We start from the raw sequence: 16353 nt of genomic DNA, 5'->3' as shown, positions 1-16353 counted from the left end.
GAACACCCGGAAACAGTATCCGGGTGTTCACATTCTGCTTCCCATGTCACTTTTAATCGCGAAGGACGATGCGGTCGCCGCGCAGATCGAAACCATCCAGTGTGTTTATGAAGCTCATGCCGAGCAGGCTCTGCTCGAGGCGTCCCGGTTGTGCGATGTAAATCGGCATATCGCTTCGCGAGATGGCTCCTATACTGATCGTTTCAGCACGGGCGCGGGCTACCAAAGTGGTGCCGTTGGCAGTTGCGACTGGTGTCTGGAAACGCAATCCCTCCGGCTCGAAACCTGCCGCGCGTGCATCCGCATCCGCCAGTACGATACTGCTCGCGCCCGTGTCGATCAGCATGCGCAGATCGGTACCATTCACATTTGCGATAACCTCGAAGTGCCCACTGGCAGAACGCTCGACAATCACGTTTATCTGGCCGTCTTTGCCCACCGTGGACACAGGGCTGCCGGGTATCAGGCCAGCCGTTACGCGGCTTGCAATATCCTGAAGCTCGTAGCGGTACTGATAGGCCGCGACCAGCGTTAAAAGCAAAAAGGCCCAGAAGGCGAGGGTTCTTGCAACTTCCCCGATCCGCATACCCGACCCCAAAAAACCTGCGAGAAGGACGGCTGCCCAGAGACCGAGATACAGGGTGGCTGCGAATGCCGAGCTTTCCAGGCCCAATACCCGGCCTGAATCATGGTTGGCGATCAGAAGGATCAAACCGCCTCCAAGCAGCGCCATGGATATCCAGAACAGGCGCATGGCTATTGGCCCTCCCGTCGCTGGCGAGCGATGCGGGCACGTCGGGTTTCGCGGCGTGGTCTGCGTTCCACCGTTTCCAAACGTCTCGGAAGTTCAGCCATGATTGTATCGCGCTCCTGCGAAGTCAGTGAGAGCCAACTGGCAATCTCGGCGCGCGTGCGCCCGCAACCAAAACAAAACCCGGATTTCACATCGATCGAGCAGACAAGGATGCAGGGGGATCTGATGTCGACCATCATCTTTCCATCGTTTCAACAAGACATGGGGCATCGTGTCCATTGACGCAAGCTATCAGCGCGGTCTGTCTACCATTGCGCTTGACGCTGTTGGTGGCTATCTCGTTTCCGACACCAAACGGGAACCAGATTTATGCCCATTTCCGGAATGCCTTTCGATGACGTCCGCTCTCTGCTTTCCCAACTGAACGTGCCTGACAGCAAAACAGCCGAAGCGATGGCAAGGGCGTTCGCCCGGGCAGGTTACACCGGGGAAGAACTGGGACGGTTGCACGAGATCGGCGTCTGGCTCTCTCGCACACGTGGCGCGGTGCCGCCCTTGATCGGCAAATCCGGTGTTGCACTCTACGCCGCGACACATGGCTTTGCAGAGAAGGACCAATCCGAGCAGCGGGCGCGGGTTGATGCGGTCGCAGCCGGGGCTGCTGCGGTATCGCATTTGTGCGTGGCCAATGATCTTTCTCTCAATGTTTTTGATCTGGCGCTTGATTTGCCGTCCAGCGACATGCGCAGGGATGCCTCATTGGACGAACGGGCATGTGCTGCAACGATCGCGTTCGGTATGGAAGCCACGGCCGAAGGGGTCGATTTACTCTGTGTCGGGGCATTGGGCTCGCAGGCCACGGTTGTCGCAAGCGCGATGCTTCTCGCCCTTCTGAAAGGAGAGGTGGGACAACTAAACGAGCCTGATCGGGACGTTGTTTCCCAGGCGCTCTCCTTTCACGCCGATCACCTGACGGATCCACTTGAAGTGCTCCGGCGGCTGGGGGGACGGGATATGGCCGCGCTGACGGGCGCCATCCTCGCAGCCCGGGCACAAAACATCCCTGTTATTCTTGACGGTTTGCCGGCTCTGGCAGCGGCTGCGGTTCTCTACAAGTTGGCGCCGCATGCGATTTGTCATTGCATTCTCGCAGATTGCCACAGTCCATTTGAGAAATGGGCGGCCCAGCAAGTCGAGCTTCAGCCGCTGCTTGAACTGCGGATTGCAAGGGAGGCGGGATGTGCCGGCGCTGTGGCTGCTGGTCTTGTCAAGTCAGCTGCTGCGCTTGCCGGTGGGGTTGCAGAGGTTGCCCGGCGTCTGGGCTAAGCGAAACACTCCCGCCGGGGGGCTCAAGCGCTCCCGCTTGATGCGCGCCTGCGTTCGGTTGGAACAGCCGGGAGTTCCTCCATCACGCGCGAGCGGGGGAAGGCGACGATAGCGTCGGTGCCTGAGCGAAGTCTTGAGTTGAGTTCGAAAACTCCATTGTGCAGGGCTGCCAGGCCCTGCACGATGGGCAAACCGAGCCCGGTACCCTGTTCCGCGCTCTTGATGGCTATGGACCCCTGTCCAAATGCAGAGAGTACCACCGCCAGTTCGTCTTCCGGGATGCCGGGACCATTATCCTTTATGGCGATGTACTGACCGCCACCTGCTGTCCAGCCGACCCTGATGTGGACGGAATTGCCCGTCGGACTGAACTTGATCGCGTTGGATAGAAGATTGAGGGTGATCTGGCGCACTGCGCGTTCATCGGCGAATAGTTTCAGTAGCGTAGGCTCGACGTCGGTCCGGAAGGAAATGTCCTTGCCACGCGCCTTCATTTCCATCAGGCGGCAGCAATCCTCCACAATAGCGCCGAGGGAGATCGGTTCCTCGTTGAGCCGGTAGCGTCCGGCCTCTATGCGCGAAAGATCGAGTATCTCGTTGATGAGACTGAGCAAATGCCTCCCGGAACTGTGTATGTCATTAGCGTAATCGCGATAGGTCGAGTTCTCGAGTGGTCCCAGAACCTGGTTGGCCATAACTTCTGAGAAACCGAGAATGGCATTGAGCGGCGTTCGAAGCTCATGGCTCATGGAAGCGAGAAAACGCGATTTTGCCAGGTTGGCTTCTTCTGCGCGGCGGCGGGCTTCGTCCGACATGGATTTGGCCGTTTCCAGCTCCCCCACCAGCGCATTCTTTTCGCTCTGGAAAGAAAGAAGCGTCAACGCCGCACGGTTTCGATGGTGCGCAACATAGGCGAGGAAGGGGAGCGAGGCGGCCAGAACCAGACACATCATCATCGAACCCGTTGTCGGATCACTGCTGACCTTAAAGGCGAACAGACAGACCGGCAGCGCAAATGCGGCCACCAGCGCACCGCTAAGGTTCGCCGTGACGATGGCGGCTCCCGCGATCACGAGAAGCAGAACCGCACCCTGCATTATCTGTGGTTCGGAGAGTGGGCCATGGGGTAGAGGCAGAAATGCGAAATACGCCCATCCAAGGCCGCTCGTGAAATGGGCGGAGAAAAGCCATTGCCGCATGCGTGTGACTTCAATCTCATTCTCCGGCATCCGCTCCAGACGACGTGCGAGAAAAATGAGTGGTACATAACCGGCAAGACAGCTTAGGGCCCACAGAGACGTGGCTTGGGGATCAAGCCCGAGATAAATTCCGCCAAGGCTAATCGCCAGGATGAGCAAAGTCGGCTTGATGATGTTTGAAAGAATGTCGCGCGCGTGCAGTTTCAGCATGTCGCGATTGAAGTCGGGGGGGCCGAGGCTTTGAGACAGCCGGTCACGCGTACGGCGCACGGCAAGCCCCACATTGCTGTTGCGATGCGGCTTGGTGCGGTCCACAATGAACTTGTCGGCGAACTTGTCAGCCGATTTTGACGCTTCCGCCACCATGACCCGTTTTTGAATTCCCGCTATTCACCGCTCAACTTATTCGTGAATGATTAAGAGACCCTTCAAAACATGAGAGGCCGCCGAAACAGACGGAGCCGCGGCCGCAGGTCAATCCGCATCGTGGATGTGGTGCTGACGCTCCTGTTTTTGGGCGGAGTAGCGCTCTTGGTCGATAGATTGCAGCGCTTTGGGGGCCAGACACTGACAGGTGTCGTGATCGTTCATGACGGCGATACGCTGACGGTCGCAGGCGAGCGCATTCGCCTTGAAGGCATCGACGCGCCCGAATTCCAGCAACGCTGCACCCTAGGGGGCAAGGAATATGCATGCGGGCGTGAGGCGCTTCGGGCTTTGCGTCGGTTGGTCGGCGGGGCGGAGGTAGTCTGCGAAGGCTTTCAGCGTGATCGCTATGATCGCCTTCTGGCGCGCTGTAAGGTGAATGAGACGGATATTGGCGAAGCGCTCGTTGCGGCGGGATGGGCGCTCGCCTATGGCGATTATGACGCGGTCGAAGCGGAGGCACGCCGGGCACAGCGCGGCATATGGGGGGGCGGATTCGAAGCGCCACGCGACTGGCGCGAGGAGCATCATGGAGAGCCGCGCCCTGGTGACGGCGATCTGTTGAGGCGCCTTTGGGGGCGACTCGTGAGATGGTTTTCAGGTGAGGAGTAATCGAAACATGAAGCTCTATGATGGTAACCGGGCGCCCAACCCTAGGCGTGTGCGGATATTTCTGGCGGAAAAGGCGATCGACGTGCCCATCGAGCCGGTGGACATGGGAGCCATGGAGCACAAGTCTGAAGCGCTGACGCGTCTCAACCCGCTGCAGCGCTTGCCCGTACTGGAACTTGATGACGGGACGGTTTTGACCGAAACCGTTGCCATATGCCGCTATTTCGAGGGGCTCCAGCCTGAACCCGCGCTTTTCGGCACGGGTGCGCTGGGCGTCGCCACAGTCGAAATGTGGCAGCGCCGTGTTGAGATGCATCTGTTTTATCCCATTGCGCAAGCCTTCCGGCACCTGCATCCGGCCATGAAGGACTGGGAGGTGCCGCAGGTTGCGGAATGGGGGGAAGCAAACAAACCCAAGGCCCTGCAGTTTCTTACCTATCTCGATGAGGCCCTGGCCGATCGCCCATTCATCGCGGGTGATGAGTATTCGATTGCCGATATTACCGGGCTCGTCAGCATTGACTTTATGAAGCTTGCGCGCATTTCAGTTCCGGACGGGCTCGATCATCTGATGCGCTGGTATCACACGGTTGCCGGGCGCCCGAGCGCGAAAGCCTGAGAGTTCAAACGTGCAGACGCCGCCTCTCGAGCCATTGCTGGCGCGAATTCGCAGTTGCCGGATTTGCGTGGAACAACCGCTTGGCGCCCCTCTGCCGCATGAGCCGCGGCCAGTTGTGGTGGGGTCGAACACGGCTCGTATCCTCATTGCCGGGCAGGCACCGGGGACGCGGGTCCATGCCTCGGGTTTGCCGTTCGACGACCGGTCCGGTGATCGATTGCGTGACTGGCTTCAGGTGGATCGATCTGAATTTTATGATCCCGCCTGCTTTGCCATTGCCCCGATGGGATTTTGTTTTCCCGGACTTGACGCCAAAGGCGGCGATCTGCCACCACGCCGGGAGTGCGCACCGGCCTGGCGGGCGCAGTTGATGTCGGCAATGCCTCAGATCGAACTTGTTCTTGTTATCGGCCAGTATGCCCAGGCTTGGCACCTTGGGGCCGAAAAATCCAGAACCCTTACCGAGACGGTGCATGACTGGCGTCGACTGCTGGCGCTCGACCTGTGCCCCCGCGTGTTGCCGCTGCCTCATCCTTCATGGCGCAATACAGGATGGTTAAAAACGAATCCCTGGTTTGAACGTGAATTGTTGCCCGTCCTGCGTGAGGAAATTCATCGGCTTCTTCCACGGAAATGAGGAATATCTGATCGCAAAACTCGCTTTGAAGGCAAAAAATTTCTTGTTACCTTGATAATCTCTTGCCATTTTAGGAAATCATTTTCTCCGGAGTTCCTCATGGACCGCCTTGATCGCAAGATCCTGCGTTTGTTGCAGGAAAATTCAACCCTTGCCGTAGCCGATGTCGCAAAAAAGGTCGGGCTTTCCACCACACCATGCTGGCGGCGTATCCAGAAGCTGGAGGAAGAAGGGGTTATTCGTCGGCGCGTGGCGGTGCTTGATCCGGAAAAGGTCAATGCCCGGGTAAATGTGTTCGTGTCGATCCGAACCAACATGCACAGCCACGAATGGCTGAAGCGATTTTCCGAGGTGATCCAGCAATTCCCCGAGGTAGTGGAGTTTTACCGAATGAGCGGCGAGGTGGATTATCTGCTTCGTGTCGTGGTGCCGGACATCGCCGCTTATGACGCATTCTACAAGAAGCTGATCGCGAAGATCGAGATCCGCGACGTTTCATCCACATTCGCGATGGAGCAGATCAAATATACGACCGAGCTTCCGCTCGACTATCTTGTCCTGGACAAGGATTCAGGCGGAGGCAATGGTGGCTGAGCTGGCTAATTCCCGCCTTTGACAACACTGCGCCAGGGATTGCCGGGCGAGGGCGCTTGCCATGCCGGCGGGCTGCTGTTTGGGTTAACCGCGGCGCGTCGCATCGTGAAGCCCGACTCTATGATCGCTGCGCCGTCCAGAATGAAAAGCTGAGTTTTTTCAAGAACGGGCTGCAGAGCCCCGGTTACGGTCACCGGTTCGTAGTTGGAACTTAAGCGGTAGGGGGTCGATGGCACGACCCGAATGACCTGACTGGGGGATGGTTGCTGCATGTGGCTGCAGGCACCGGGGCGTGCCACCAGGATGAAGGAATAGACAAGCTCGCCTTCCAGGTCAGCGGGCAGAAGGTAGCCGGAGAGGCTGACCGTCTGCCCGCTGAAATCGGTCAGGTGAGCCCTCTTTTTCTCATCCGGAGCGGACGAGGCAAGATCTGCCCAGGTGACGGGCCGAACACCTTCCGGTTGCTCCGGGATTTCGGAACCGGTAGCCATTGAAGCGATACAGGCCGATGCGGGCAAAGCTGTGAGCAATGTTGCAAGATATGCCGCGCACCGGCTGGTCATTGTTGGCCCCTACTTCGCGAGTCGGGCAAGCAGGGAGGATGTATCCCAGCGATTGCCCCCCATCTTCTGGACGTCCTTGTAGAATTGATCCACGAGAGCGGTGACGGGCAGGCTCGCGCCGTTGCGATCGGCCTCGGCCAGGCAAATGCCCAGATCCTTGCGCATCCAGTCGACCGCGAAACCGAAGTCGTACTTGCCTTGGTTCATCGTCTTGTGACGATTTTCCATCTGCCAGGAACCGGCTGCTCCCTTGGAGATGACGTCGACGACTTTCTCAATATCGAGCCCGGCTTTCTGGCCGAAATGAATGCCTTCAGCCAGCCCTTGCACCAGCCCTGCGATGCAGATCTGGTTGATCATTTTCGTTAGCTGTCCGGCCCCCGCCGGCCCCATCAAGCCAACCATACGGGCGAAGGATTCGATCACCGGTTTTGCTTTTTCGAAGACTGCTTGTTCGCCTCCGCACATGACCGTTAAAACACCGTTTTCCGCGCCGGCCTGTCCGCCTGAGACTGGTGCGTCGATGAAACCGAAGCCACGCTTCTCAGCCTCTTCGGCGAGCTCACGCGCAACTTCGGCAGACGCGGTGGTGTTGTCGATAAAAACCGCGCCCTTTTTCATGCCATGGAAAGCCCCATCCTGGCCGAGTGTCACCGAGCGAAGATCGTCGTCATTGCCCACGCAGGCGAAGACGAAATCCTTGTCGATTGCAGCGTCCCGGGGCGTCGGCGCGTGCGCGCCTCCATGCTCGTTGACCCAGCTCTGTGCCTTCGCTGCGGTGCGATTGTACACCGTAACCGTATGCCCCCCCTTGTTGTGAAGATGTGCGGCCATCGGATATCCCATGACCCCGAGCCCGATGAATGCGACGTCCGCCATTTCGAAAACTTCTCCTTGTATGCTGTGTTGCGCGCGTCAGCGCTTCAAATGCTTGGTAATTCGACGCTCGATCCAATCAACGGCGTTGCGGAGGACCTCGACGAGACCAAGATAGATGATGGCAGCCCATATGTAAGTCTGGAAGTCGAACGTGCGTGCGTAGGCGCGACGTGTCTCGCCCATCAGGTCATAGACCGTGATGATGGCGACGATGGCGGACCCCTTGATCATCAATATGATCTCATTGCCATAGGGCCTGAGCGCGACAATGAGCGCCTGGGGGAGAATGATCTTGCGCGCGGTCTGGAACCTCGACAGGCCGAGTGCGGCGGCAGCTTCCCATTGTCCCTTGCCGACACTCTCGATGGCACCGCGCAGAATTTCCGCCTGATAGGCGGCAGTGTTGAGCGTGAAGGCGAAGACGGCACAGTACCAGGCTTCCCGGAAGAACGTCCACAATCCGACAGCCTGAAGTTCAGGTCTGAAAGAGCCAAGTCCGTAGTAGACCAGGAAGGTCTGGGCGAGCAGCGGGGTCCCACGGAAAAAATAGACGTATGCATAGGCGAGGGCGCCTATCAGCTTGTTCTTTGAAGTGCGTCCAAGGGCGATGGGCACGGAGAGGATTGCGCCGAGAAAAACCGAAACAACGACAAGCTGGACGGTGATCCACAGGCCCGAGAGATAGCGCGGTGCGTAGCGCGTGAAAATATCCGGATCCCAGGCGTTGATCATGAAGCCCAGAACAGCAAGGCCGAGCGCGGCCCAGATCGTCAGCAGGACCACGCCGATTGTGCGGGCACGCGTCCAGCCCTCTTTGATGACGGGCGGGCGCTCGACTGCGGCTTGTGTCTCAGCACTCATCGCTGGACTCCGTGGCGTTTGGTCCAGCTCTCGATCATGCCCAGGACGATTGAGGACAACATGGCCAATACGAGATAGAGGAGGCATGCGATCCCGAAGAACAAGAATGCTTCCTTGGTGACGCGTGCGGCGATGCCGGTCTGACGCAGGATATCGGCGAGGCCGATCACCGAAACGAGCGCGGTATCTTTCAGGAGGATGAGCCAGAGATTGGAAAGGCCAGGCAGCGCCAGTCTCAGGAGCTGAGGCAGGATGATGAGGCGCATGGTCTGCGGGTTAGAAAGCCCGATCGCTTGACCGCCCTCATACTGACCCTGTGGGATGGCCCGGAAGGCGGCCAGAAACACTTCGCTGGCGTAGGAGGAGAACACGGCGCCGAGCGCGACCATGCCTGCTACAAAAGCGTTGATCTCTATACTAGCGTCCGGATTGAACAGCCGCACGATTTGCTGCAGGCCAATCTGCGCGCCGTAGAAGACCAGAAAGAGCGTCAAAAGCTCCGGCAGACCGCGAAAGATCGTCGTATAGATGTTGGCCGCGAGACGTAAGGTCTTGTCGCTGGAACGTTTTCCCAACGCGACGAAAAAACCGATCGCCAGTCCAAGCGGTAACGTTGCCAGTGCCAGAGAAACCGTCAGAAGCACGCCCTTGGCGATATCATCGCCCCAGCCTTCCGGCCCAAAACTCAAAAGGGTCCAGACCCTTTCCATCTCCCAACACCCCTGTCCGAACCGCCTGACCCGGCATCTAGATGCGAATTGGCGATTTTTCTTGTTCGAGCTCTGTCACCAGAGCCGCATGCAATTCAGGCGGCCGAACTCCCGGAGGCGGCCGCCTGTGACATTAAATCAGGACATCGCAACGACGCTCAGTCGCCGTAAGCGTCGAACGTGAAATACTTGTCGTTGATTTCCTTGTATTTTCCATTTTCACGAATGGCTGTAATGGCGGCATTCAGCTTTTCGCGAAGCTCGTCCTCACCCTGCCGCACAGCGATGCCGATGCCGGGGCCATAGATGTCCTCACGCGGGGTGAGTGTACCCAGAACCTTGCAGCAGGCGCCGTCGTCGCTGTCCAGGAATTCCTGGAGAACGATGATGTCATCTATGACCGCATCAAGTCGCCCATTGACCATGTCGAGTTTGTATTCCTCAGCGGTCGGATAGACCTTCACATCGCTGTCGGTGAAGGTGGTTTCGGCGAAATTCGCGTGGGTGGTCGAACCCTGCGCGCCGATAACCTTGCCGGCCAGATCCTCCGGTGAGGTGCCGGCAATATCTGATTCCTTAGGCACGACCAGAGCTGGCGGCGTGTTGTAATACTTGTTGGTGAAGTCGACCTGCTTCTTGCGCTCTTCCGTGATCGACATGGACGCGACGATTGCGTCGAACTTGCCCGCTTGCAACGCGGGAATAATACCGTCCCAGTCCTGCGTGACGAACTCGCATTCAGCCTTCATCTCGTCGCAAAGCGCTTTGGCGATATCGATGTCGAACCCTTCAAGGGAGCCGTCTGCGGTCAGGTTGTTGAAGGGAGGATAGGCGCCTTCGGTGCCGATCTTGAGCTTCATCATGTCCTGGGCATGAGCCGAGCCCACTACCAGAGCCAAAGCTGCCGCAGGCAGTGCAAGCGCGATACGCCTTGAAATATGCATTCTGGTTCCTCTCATCTAATTATCTACCGCTTCCGGCCTCCTGCCGGGCGGAACATGAAGCCGGATATTCCCACCGATCCTATTCAAATTGCAACCTTAAAGGTGACTGGTCCCATGCAATGAATGGACGGATCGTGACCCTAACGCGCCTGCTCGCCGATGCCGGTGTGGCTGATGACAAAGTCGGCAATCCGCTCCACATCTCCGAGATCAAACCGCGGCAGATCCCCAGTCTCAGTCTCGTAATCTCCGGCAACAGCGACGATGGTCGGGTCTGCCACTGCCAGGCAGGTCTGATCGCGCGCTTCACGCCGCCTGCATTCCAGCTTGGGATGATTTTCGCGTTTGAAACCTTCGATCAGGACGAGGTCGCACGGTGAAAGGCGCGCGAGCATTTCGGTCAGGGTCGGCTCTTGTGCACCCTCCAGTTCGTGAATGATCGCCCAGCGTTTTGCGGAGACGATCGCCACCTCCGAAGCCCCGGCGCTTCGATGCCGGTGAGAATCTGTGCCTTCATGATCTATGTCGAACGCATGGTGTGCGTGTTTCAGCGTGGCGATCCGAAAACCGCGTTTCGTCAACTCCCTCACAAGTGCCGCCGTCAGAGTGGTTTTTCCGGAATTCTTCCAGCCTACAATGCCAAAAACCGCCTGTTTCACGTCGCTTCCCTTCGGTGCCTTTCACGCGCTGTCTGGAGATCTTCGGGCGTGTTGATGTTGAAGAACGGATCGGCCTCGGGATGGCAAGCAAAGTCCACCAGAGCCGCGTTGTGTTGATCGCAGGCGTAGGCGCGGATCCGGCGGGTTCCGCCGCTGGCAAGATGGCGGGCGAGGTCATCGGCAAGGTGTACAGGCCAGAGAGCAAAGACCGGATGAAGTGCGCCGTTGCTGCGTGCGATTGCCGGTCCGCCGGAAACACGGGTGGCCTCCATAAGGCGCGTAACAAGGTTTCCGGGAAGAAAAGGCGTGTCTGCTGCCGCTGTCACGATATGTGATGGTCTGGGAGTGCTGGTTTTTGCCCATTCAAGGCCGGCGAGAACGCCGCCCAACGGACCCATGGGTTCGGGGAGGGGATCGGGAACCACCTCAAGCCCAAGCGGGGCGAACCTGTGCGGGTCGCCATTGGCGTTGAGCACCATGCGGTCAACCTGAGGCGCGAGCCTCTCCATCACCGTCTCAATGATCGTTGACGCGTTGAGACGCAGCAATCCCTTGTCGCCGCCACCCATGCGCTGTGCCGTTCCGCCGGCAAGGATTACTCCAGCAACGCCCAAGCCCATCGTCTCCCTCAGATGTTTCCTGCCTGGCGGGCCACATAGATCACGTAGAGCGATGCGACGATGGCGAGCGTGGAAGATGCAAGCATCACCCATATTAGCGGGAATGGCCCGGTTTCCGGAGAAAGAACAGCTCCGGCTATCACTGAGAGCGCCGCTCCGCCGCCGATCTGCAGCGCTCCGCCGAGGCCGGAGGCCGAACCGGCAAGATGCGGCCGGACGCTGACAATGCCGGCATTGGCATTTGGCATGGTCATGCCGTTGCCGATACCGACGAAAAACGATGGGCCGAAAAGCGACATCGGATGAAAAAGCCCTGCTGCAAACAGCACCAGTGAAAGAACGAGGCCGAGAGAGGCAAGAATATTGCCCGCTAGCATCATGGGATTGATGCCGATGCGCCTTGAAAAACGGCCTGAAAGGAAGTTTCCGATCATGTAACCAACCGAGATCAGGATGAAATACATCCCGTATTGCGATGGCGTCAGATCAAGGATTTCGGTGGCGACGTAGGGTCCACCCCCAAGAAAGGCAAAAAAAGCGCCGGATGCCATGGCAGCCGTTGCCGTGTAGCCCCAGAAGCGCCTCGCCCGGAAGAGCTCCGGATAATTCCTTACCTGTGCGGTCATGCTGGCGGATGGGTTACGGTTTGTCTCGCCCAGGTCGAGATACACCACGAGGAACGAGATGATCCCGAAGCCGAGGATCAGGTAGAACGTTGCTTTCCATCCGTAAAGCTCATCCAGAAATCCTCCGATCAGGGGACCGAGCATGGGGGCGAGCGTCATGCCCATGGTGATGTAACCAATGCGGCTGGCCGCTTCGTCCGCGCCAACGGTGTCGCGCACGATTGCCCTTGAGAGAACCATGCCGGCGGCCGCGAAGGCCTGCATCACCCGGCAGATCAGGAAAATGGTGATGTTGGGCGCCATCAATGCCGCGATGGTTGCCAGAATGAATATTGCGAAGCAGGTGAGCATGACCGGACGGCGACCGAAATGGTCCGAAGCGGGGCCGATCCCCAGCTGGAGGACGGCTGTGGCCGCAAGGTAAAGCGAGACCGCCAGTTGAACGATGCTGTAGTCCGCCTGGAAATACTCTGCCATGCCGGGAAGGGATGGCAGAAAAACGTTCATGGAAACGGCCGCCGTTGCGGTCGCGATCACGAGTGTCACGATGTGAGGTGGTGTTGCGGAGCGGGATAAGATTTTTTCCATAACGTCTTGCGAACCTTGCATGTTCATCGGCCTGAGAACTTTGGCCGAGTGTTGCCGGCCTTGTCGGGAGATGCTCACTTTGGCCGGCGAAGTTGGGCGATTTGCTGAAGCACGTCATGTGCCTTCAGTGGCCATTCCAGGACTGGTGCTTTTAGCGGCTGGTTTTGTCCGGTTGACGATCTGTTCGCGGTAAAGCGTGTAGAGACCCGAACATACGACCAACAACGCGCCTCCAATCATTACGCGATCGGGCCAGTCGGCAAAAAATACGATGCCAAGGCCGATAGCCCACAGGAGTGCTGTGTAGCGGAACGGGGCTATGAAGGAGAGCTCGCCAACACGCAGCGACAGCACGATGAAATGGTAGCCGCAAACGATGCACAATGTGGCGCCCACGAGAACAGCGAAATCTGTTCCGCTCATCGGGGCCCAGCCCCCGTAGGGTACGAGTAAAACCGCGCCGGCGCTCGTCACCGAAGCGGCGGTTGCCGCCGAAATCAGGGGCGAGGGAATATCGGGTGGGATCTTTCGGGTGGTGAGATCACGCATCGTGGCAAAGGCGACCGCTGCGACGCCGTAAAGCGAATAGGCGTTGAAGGCACCAAAGCCAGGGCGGATGATGATCAGGATGCCGATGAACCCCACCAGAATCGCGCTCCAGCGGCGCCAGCCGACGGGCTCGCCCAGAAAGAAGGCTGCGCCGAGTGTGACCGCCAGAGGAAGCGCCTGCATGACGGCTGAAAGGTTTGCAATCGGCATATTGGCAAGGGCCGAAAGGAAACATATGGTCGCGCCGGTCTCTCCGGCGACGCGCAATGCCACCATGGGGTGGAAGATCGCACGCGGCGCCTTCAGTGCCTTCCAGTGCCAGGCCAGCAGAAGCATCACCAGTGTGGCCATGACCCCGCGTACCAGCATGACCTGCGCCATGTTCATGTTTTCGGCCACGAGCTTTGTCAGGCCGTCATTGACGGTGAAACCAGCCATGGCAATGGACATGAAAAGCGCACCGCGCGCATTTGGCGAAAACGACACGACCACCTCGCGATGCACAGTGGCGAACACGCGGCGGTTTTCAACGCACTGTGCCCACCTGGAATGAGTTCCTATGGTCTTCGGGAAAAACGAATCCCACCTCCACTACGGGATCCGATGCTAAGTATACCTTATGGAATTGGCAATCGGTTCATGGCTGAAAAACCGGAGGCTGCGATCTAGCCGCCGGTGACGCTCATATGCCGTGAGACCGACGGGCGGTTGGTACGCCGGTCAATGATGAAATCATGCCCTTTGGGCTTGCGGGCGATGGCGCTGTCGATGGCTGTTGCCAGAAGGTCGTTGCCTTCCGATGCTCTGAGAGCGGCGCGCAAATCGGCTGAATCGTCCTGGCCAAGGCACATATAAAGCATGCCAGTGCACGTGATGCGCACGCGGTTGCAGCTTTCGCAGAAATTGTGCGTCATCGGTGTGATGAAGCCGAGCTTTCCGCCGGTTTCAGCGACTTCGACATAGCGCGCCGGGCCACCTGTTTTGAAGGGAATGTCTTTCAGTGTGAATTGCCGCTCCAGTTGAGCCCGAAGGAGGGACAGCGGAAGATACTGGTCCGTGCGGTCACCGTCGATCTCGCCCATGGGCATCGTTTCGATCACGGTCATATCCATTCCGCGACCATGCGCCCAGCGCAACATGGCGGGAATTTCATCTTCGTTGAACCCCTTGAGTGCCACGGTGTTGAGCTTGATCTTCAGGCCGGCTTCCTCTGCTGCGTCAATGCCGCGCATGACCTTTTCCAGCCTACCCCACCGGGTGATTGCATGAAATTTGTCCGGGTCCAGCGTGTCGATCGAAACGTTGATGCGCTTCACTCCGCAGTCGGCCAGCTCACCGGCAAAGCGCTCGAGCTGAGAGCCGTTGCTTGTCAAGGTAAGCTCGTCGAGCGCACCGGACTTCAAATGTCGCGAAATCTGGCGCACCAGATGCATGATGTTCTTGCGTACCAGCGGTTCTCCGCCGGTCAGACGCAGGCGTCGAACGCCCTTTTCGATGAAGACGGTGCAGAGTCGGTCCAGTTCCTCGAGGCTGAGCAAATCCCGTTTGGGGAGAAATGTCATGTCCTCCGCCATGCAATAAACACAACGAAAATCGCAGCGGTCGGTCACCGAAACACGCAGATAGTCAATCGCGCGCCCGAAAGGATCGATCATGGTGCTCTGCGTCATGGGCTCGCTTCCGCTGGCATTCTTCATCGGGTTGGTACTCTGTTATGTCGTGACACAAGGTTCGCTGGTCAAGCGCTGCAGGCTAGCATTGGTGCAATCGTCCGGGCAATTGCAGGGCAGGGCTTTTCAGTTGGACCAAAGGCGAATAGGTCTACATCCGAAAGGTGGTGGCGGATGAAACCTCCCAAGGAACTACGTGTTTCAAAGGATCGTGCCGTGATGACGGTTCTGTTTTCGGATTCCGAACCAGCAGAGTTGTCGGCTGAAATGCTTCGCGTGCTATCCCCCTCGGCTGAGGTTCAGGGACACTCGCCCGAACAGCGCGTGACAGTTTCTGGAAAACGGCATGTAACCATCAGTCGGGCAGAGCCCGTCGGCAACTATGCTGTTCGGCTTGTGTTCAGCGACGGGCATCAAAGCGGCATTTTCACCTGGGTCTATCTGCATGAACTCGTCACGAGCAAACAGGCCAAGTGGCAGTGGTATCTGGACGACTTGCAGCAAAAAGGATTGAGCCGTGATGCTTGAGCAGGACGCACATTCCATTACGTCGATTGACGCCCTTGAAGCGCTTTACGGGACGCCCGGCCAAGCCTCACTCGTCAAGGTCACGGACCGGGTGATACCAGAGTATGCGACGCTGATCGAAGCGTCGCCCTTCGTCGCCCTCGCCACCATCGGGCCTGAGGGGATTGACTGCTCGCCGCGCGGCGACAAACCCGGCTTTGTGCGCATCCATGATGAGCAAACGCTGATGATGCCCGACCGGCGCGGCAACAATCGTATGGATTCGCTGCGCAATATCGTTCGTGATGAACGGGTTGCGTTTCTCTTCCTTATTCCAGGTACGGGAACCACGCTGCGCGTCAACGGTCGTGCGAGGCTTTCGGCCGATCCGAACCTGTGTGCTTCATTTGCCGTCGACAAAGCCGCACCGCGTTCGGTCATCGTCCTTTCGGTGGATGAGGTTTACTTCCAGTGTGCGCGGGCGATCGTTCGTTCCGACCTCTGGAACAGCGAAAAGTATGTGGATCCGAAGGACCTGCCGACGCCCGGGCAGATTCTCCAGGTGACGAGCCGGGCGGAGATCGACGGCGCTTCCTATGACAGGGAGTGGTCCGGCCGTGCCCGAAAGACCATGTGGTAGTTTCTCTCAGCGGTGAACGAGAATGTTTACCAGCTTTCCGAAGGGGTCCCGGGTGTAGAAGCGTCTGACGCCCCAGGGCTCTACAGCTGGCCCGTACTCAACCGGGTATCCTGCCTTCCGGACCCTCTCAAGTGCCTCATCGAGATCGTCCACCTCTATGGAAAGATCGGGCACTGGCGTGTCCGATCCGCCCTGTGACATGACACTCACCTGCAGGCTCATCTTCTCCTGCGCGCCGTAGGTTGCGATCCAGCCCTGGTCCATCAGGATGTCGAGCCCAAGGACATCGGCATAAAATTGCTTCGCCTTGTCGATTTGGTCCGAGGCGATGTTGGCGACAATTCGCTTTACTTTCACGTCAGGCTCCGTT

21 protein-coding genes are annotated in these 16353 nt (G+C 58.3%); 7 read left to right on the top strand and 14 right to left on the bottom strand.

All coding sequences use genetic code 11. The features are described 5' to 3' along the window. Positions 1–52 precede the first annotated feature (52 nt). Positions 53–754 carry a retropepsin-like aspartic protease family protein gene (locus HF949_RS13375; RefSeq protein ID WP_292896008.1) on the bottom strand — a complete coding sequence of 234 codons (702 nt, stop codon included), beginning with the start codon at positions 752–754 and terminating at the stop codon, positions 53–55. 2 nt (positions 755–756) lie between these two features. Continuing rightward, positions 757–990 (bottom strand): DUF1289 domain-containing protein, encoded by a 234-nt coding sequence (locus tag HF949_RS13370; protein WP_292900186.1) that lies wholly within the window; start codon positions 988–990, stop codon positions 757–759. A gap of 133 nt (positions 991–1123) precedes the next feature. On the opposite strand from HF949_RS13370, the gene HF949_RS13365 reads away from it, so the two are divergent. After that, a complete protein-coding gene (locus tag HF949_RS13365; protein WP_292896006.1) occupies positions 1124–2080 on the top strand; it encodes a nicotinate-nucleotide--dimethylbenzimidazole phosphoribosyltransferase in 957 nt (318 codons plus the stop codon). A 23-nt stretch (positions 2081–2103) separates the two neighbouring features. Here the strand turns inward: HF949_RS13365 and HF949_RS13360 are convergent, their stop codons facing one another. Continuing rightward, positions 2104–3645 (bottom strand): sensor histidine kinase, encoded by a 1542-nt coding sequence (locus HF949_RS13360; RefSeq protein WP_292896004.1) that lies wholly within the window; start codon positions 3643–3645, stop codon positions 2104–2106. A 69-nt stretch (positions 3646–3714) separates the two neighbouring features. Between HF949_RS13360 and HF949_RS13355 the strand changes: the two genes are divergently transcribed. The 4 genes from HF949_RS13355 to HF949_RS13340 all read left to right on the top strand — a co-directional run bounded on the left by HF949_RS13355 (position 3715) and on the right by HF949_RS13340 (position 6167). Next, positions 3715–4317, top strand: coding sequence for a thermonuclease family protein (locus HF949_RS13355; RefSeq protein WP_292896002.1), 603 nt, complete (start codon positions 3715–3717; stop codon positions 4315–4317). A 7-nt stretch (positions 4318–4324) separates the two neighbouring features. Further along, positions 4325–4936, top strand: a complete 612-nt coding sequence (locus tag HF949_RS13350) for a glutathione S-transferase (protein WP_292896000.1) — start codon at positions 4325–4327, stop codon at positions 4934–4936. 10 nt (positions 4937–4946) lie between these two features. Next, positions 4947–5573 (top strand): uracil-DNA glycosylase family protein, encoded by a 627-nt coding sequence (locus HF949_RS13345; RefSeq protein WP_292895998.1) that lies wholly within the window; start codon positions 4947–4949, stop codon positions 5571–5573. A 99-nt stretch (positions 5574–5672) separates the two neighbouring features. Beyond that, positions 5673–6167: an Lrp/AsnC family transcriptional regulator gene (locus HF949_RS13340; RefSeq protein WP_229449103.1), complete on the top strand. Its 495-nt coding sequence runs from the start codon at positions 5673–5675 to the stop codon at positions 6165–6167. Positions 6168–6172: 5 nt separating this feature from the next. Here HF949_RS13340 and HF949_RS13335 read toward each other — a convergent pair whose 3' ends face one another. The 10 genes from HF949_RS13335 to moaA all read right to left on the bottom strand — a co-directional run bounded on the left by HF949_RS13335 (position 6173) and on the right by moaA (position 14836). Next, positions 6173–6730, bottom strand: coding sequence for a DUF3299 domain-containing protein (locus HF949_RS13335; protein WP_292895994.1), 558 nt, complete (start codon positions 6728–6730; stop codon positions 6173–6175). Positions 6731–6739: 9 nt separating this feature from the next. After that, positions 6740–7609 carry an NAD(P)-dependent oxidoreductase gene (locus tag HF949_RS13330; protein WP_292895992.1) on the bottom strand — a complete coding sequence of 290 codons (870 nt, stop codon included), beginning with the start codon at positions 7607–7609 and terminating at the stop codon, positions 6740–6742. Between the two features lie 36 nt (positions 7610–7645). Beyond that, entirely contained in the window at positions 7646–8470 is an 825-nt protein-coding gene (locus HF949_RS13325) for an ABC transporter permease (RefSeq protein ID WP_292895990.1), read from the bottom strand. Further along, complete coding sequence (locus HF949_RS13320; protein WP_292895988.1) at positions 8467–9180, bottom strand: ABC transporter permease; 714 nt, start codon at positions 9178–9180, stop codon at positions 8467–8469. The genes HF949_RS13325 and HF949_RS13320 overlap by 4 nt, the downstream gene beginning before the upstream one ends. A 158-nt stretch (positions 9181–9338) precedes the next feature. Further along, the gene (locus HF949_RS13315; RefSeq protein ID WP_292895986.1) at positions 9339–10124 is read right to left on the bottom strand and encodes an ABC transporter substrate-binding protein; all 786 of its coding nucleotides are present in this window, start codon (positions 10122–10124) and stop codon (positions 9339–9341) included. 140 nt (positions 10125–10264) lie between these two features. After that, positions 10265–10783, bottom strand: a complete 519-nt coding sequence (mobB, locus tag HF949_RS13310) for a molybdopterin-guanine dinucleotide biosynthesis protein B (RefSeq protein WP_292895984.1) — start codon at positions 10781–10783, stop codon at positions 10265–10267. Further along, entirely contained in the window at positions 10780–11403 is a 624-nt protein-coding gene (mobA, locus tag HF949_RS13305; RefSeq protein ID WP_292895982.1) for a molybdenum cofactor guanylyltransferase MobA, read from the bottom strand. Before mobA ends, mobB begins: the two co-directional genes overlap by 4 nt. Positions 11404–11411: 8 nt before the next feature. Continuing rightward, positions 11412–12617, bottom strand: a complete 1206-nt coding sequence (locus HF949_RS13300; protein ID WP_292895980.1) for a multidrug effflux MFS transporter — start codon at positions 12615–12617, stop codon at positions 11412–11414. Between the two features lie 114 nt (positions 12618–12731). Further along, on the bottom strand, positions 12732–13682 hold the full coding sequence (locus HF949_RS13295; RefSeq protein ID WP_366931267.1) for a DMT family transporter: 951 nt from the start codon (positions 13680–13682) through the stop codon (positions 12732–12734). 149 nt (positions 13683–13831) lie between these two features. After that, entirely contained in the window at positions 13832–14836 is a 1005-nt protein-coding gene (moaA, locus tag HF949_RS13290; protein ID WP_292895978.1) for a GTP 3',8-cyclase MoaA, read from the bottom strand. Positions 14837–15010: 174 nt separating this feature from the next. Between moaA and HF949_RS13285 the strand changes: the two genes are divergently transcribed. Both HF949_RS13285 and HF949_RS13280 read left to right on the top strand, forming a co-directional pair. Beyond that, positions 15011–15364, top strand: coding sequence for a DUF971 domain-containing protein (locus HF949_RS13285; RefSeq protein WP_292895976.1), 354 nt, complete (start codon positions 15011–15013; stop codon positions 15362–15364). Next, positions 15357–15983, top strand: coding sequence for a pyridoxamine 5'-phosphate oxidase family protein (locus HF949_RS13280; protein ID WP_292895974.1), 627 nt, complete (start codon positions 15357–15359; stop codon positions 15981–15983). Before HF949_RS13285 ends, HF949_RS13280 begins: the two co-directional genes overlap by 8 nt. Before the next feature lie 6 nt (positions 15984–15989). Here the strand turns inward: HF949_RS13280 and HF949_RS13275 are convergent, their stop codons facing one another. After that, the gene (locus tag HF949_RS13275; protein WP_292895972.1) at positions 15990–16340 is read right to left on the bottom strand and encodes a VOC family protein; all 351 of its coding nucleotides are present in this window, start codon (positions 16338–16340) and stop codon (positions 15990–15992) included. Between the last annotated feature and the right edge of the window lie 13 nt (positions 16341–16353).

Origin of the sequence: Nitratireductor sp. (assembly GCF_017794765.1) — a bacterium.
Lineage (GTDB): Bacteria > Pseudomonadota > Alphaproteobacteria > Rhizobiales > Rhizobiaceae > Nitratireductor.
This window is presented reverse-complemented; position numbering and strand designations above follow the sequence as displayed.

Bases quoted from the DNA above. Each gene is read 5' to 3' on its own strand.
- HF949_RS13335 (WP_292895994.1), bottom strand. From the start codon at position 6,730: ATGACCAGCCGGTGCGCGGCATATCTTGCAACATTGCTCACAGCTTTG.
- HF949_RS13320 (WP_292895988.1), bottom strand. From the start codon at position 9,180: ATGGAAAGGGTCTGGACCCTTTTGAGTTTTGGGCCGGAAGGCTGGGGC.
- HF949_RS13340 (WP_229449103.1), top strand. From the start codon at position 5,673: ATGGACCGCCTTGATCGCAAGATCCTGCGTTTGTTGCAGGAAAATTCA.
- HF949_RS13330 (WP_292895992.1), bottom strand. From the start codon at position 7,609: ATGGCGGACGTCGCATTCATCGGGCTCGGGGTCATGGGATATCCGATG.
- HF949_RS13280 (WP_292895974.1), top strand. From the start codon at position 15,357: ATGCTTGAGCAGGACGCACATTCCATTACGTCGATTGACGCCCTTGAA.
- HF949_RS13375 (WP_292896008.1), bottom strand. From the start codon at position 754: ATGCGCCTGTTCTGGATATCCATGGCGCTGCTTGGAGGCGGTTTGATC.
- HF949_RS13300 (WP_292895980.1), bottom strand. From the start codon at position 12,617: ATGGAAAAAATCTTATCCCGCTCCGCAACACCACCTCACATCGTGACA.
- HF949_RS13350 (WP_292896000.1), top strand. From the start codon at position 4,325: ATGAAGCTCTATGATGGTAACCGGGCGCCCAACCCTAGGCGTGTGCGG.
- HF949_RS13315 (WP_292895986.1), bottom strand. From the start codon at position 10,124: ATGCATATTTCAAGGCGTATCGCGCTTGCACTGCCTGCGGCAGCTTTG.
- HF949_RS13325 (WP_292895990.1), bottom strand. From the start codon at position 8,470: ATGAGTGCTGAGACACAAGCCGCAGTCGAGCGCCCGCCCGTCATCAAA.
- HF949_RS13285 (WP_292895976.1), top strand. From the start codon at position 15,011: ATGAAACCTCCCAAGGAACTACGTGTTTCAAAGGATCGTGCCGTGATG.
- mobA (WP_292895982.1), bottom strand. From the start codon at position 11,403: ATGGGCTTGGGCGTTGCTGGAGTAATCCTTGCCGGCGGAACGGCACAG.
- HF949_RS13370 (WP_292900186.1), bottom strand. From the start codon at position 990: ATGGTCGACATCAGATCCCCCTGCATCCTTGTCTGCTCGATCGATGTG.
- HF949_RS13355 (WP_292896002.1), top strand. From the start codon at position 3,715: ATGAGAGGCCGCCGAAACAGACGGAGCCGCGGCCGCAGGTCAATCCGC.
- HF949_RS13365 (WP_292896006.1), top strand. From the start codon at position 1,124: ATGCCCATTTCCGGAATGCCTTTCGATGACGTCCGCTCTCTGCTTTCC.
- moaA (WP_292895978.1), bottom strand. From the start codon at position 14,836: ATGACGCAGAGCACCATGATCGATCCTTTCGGGCGCGCGATTGACTAT.
- HF949_RS13360 (WP_292896004.1), bottom strand. From the start codon at position 3,645: ATGGTGGCGGAAGCGTCAAAATCGGCTGACAAGTTCGCCGACAAGTTC.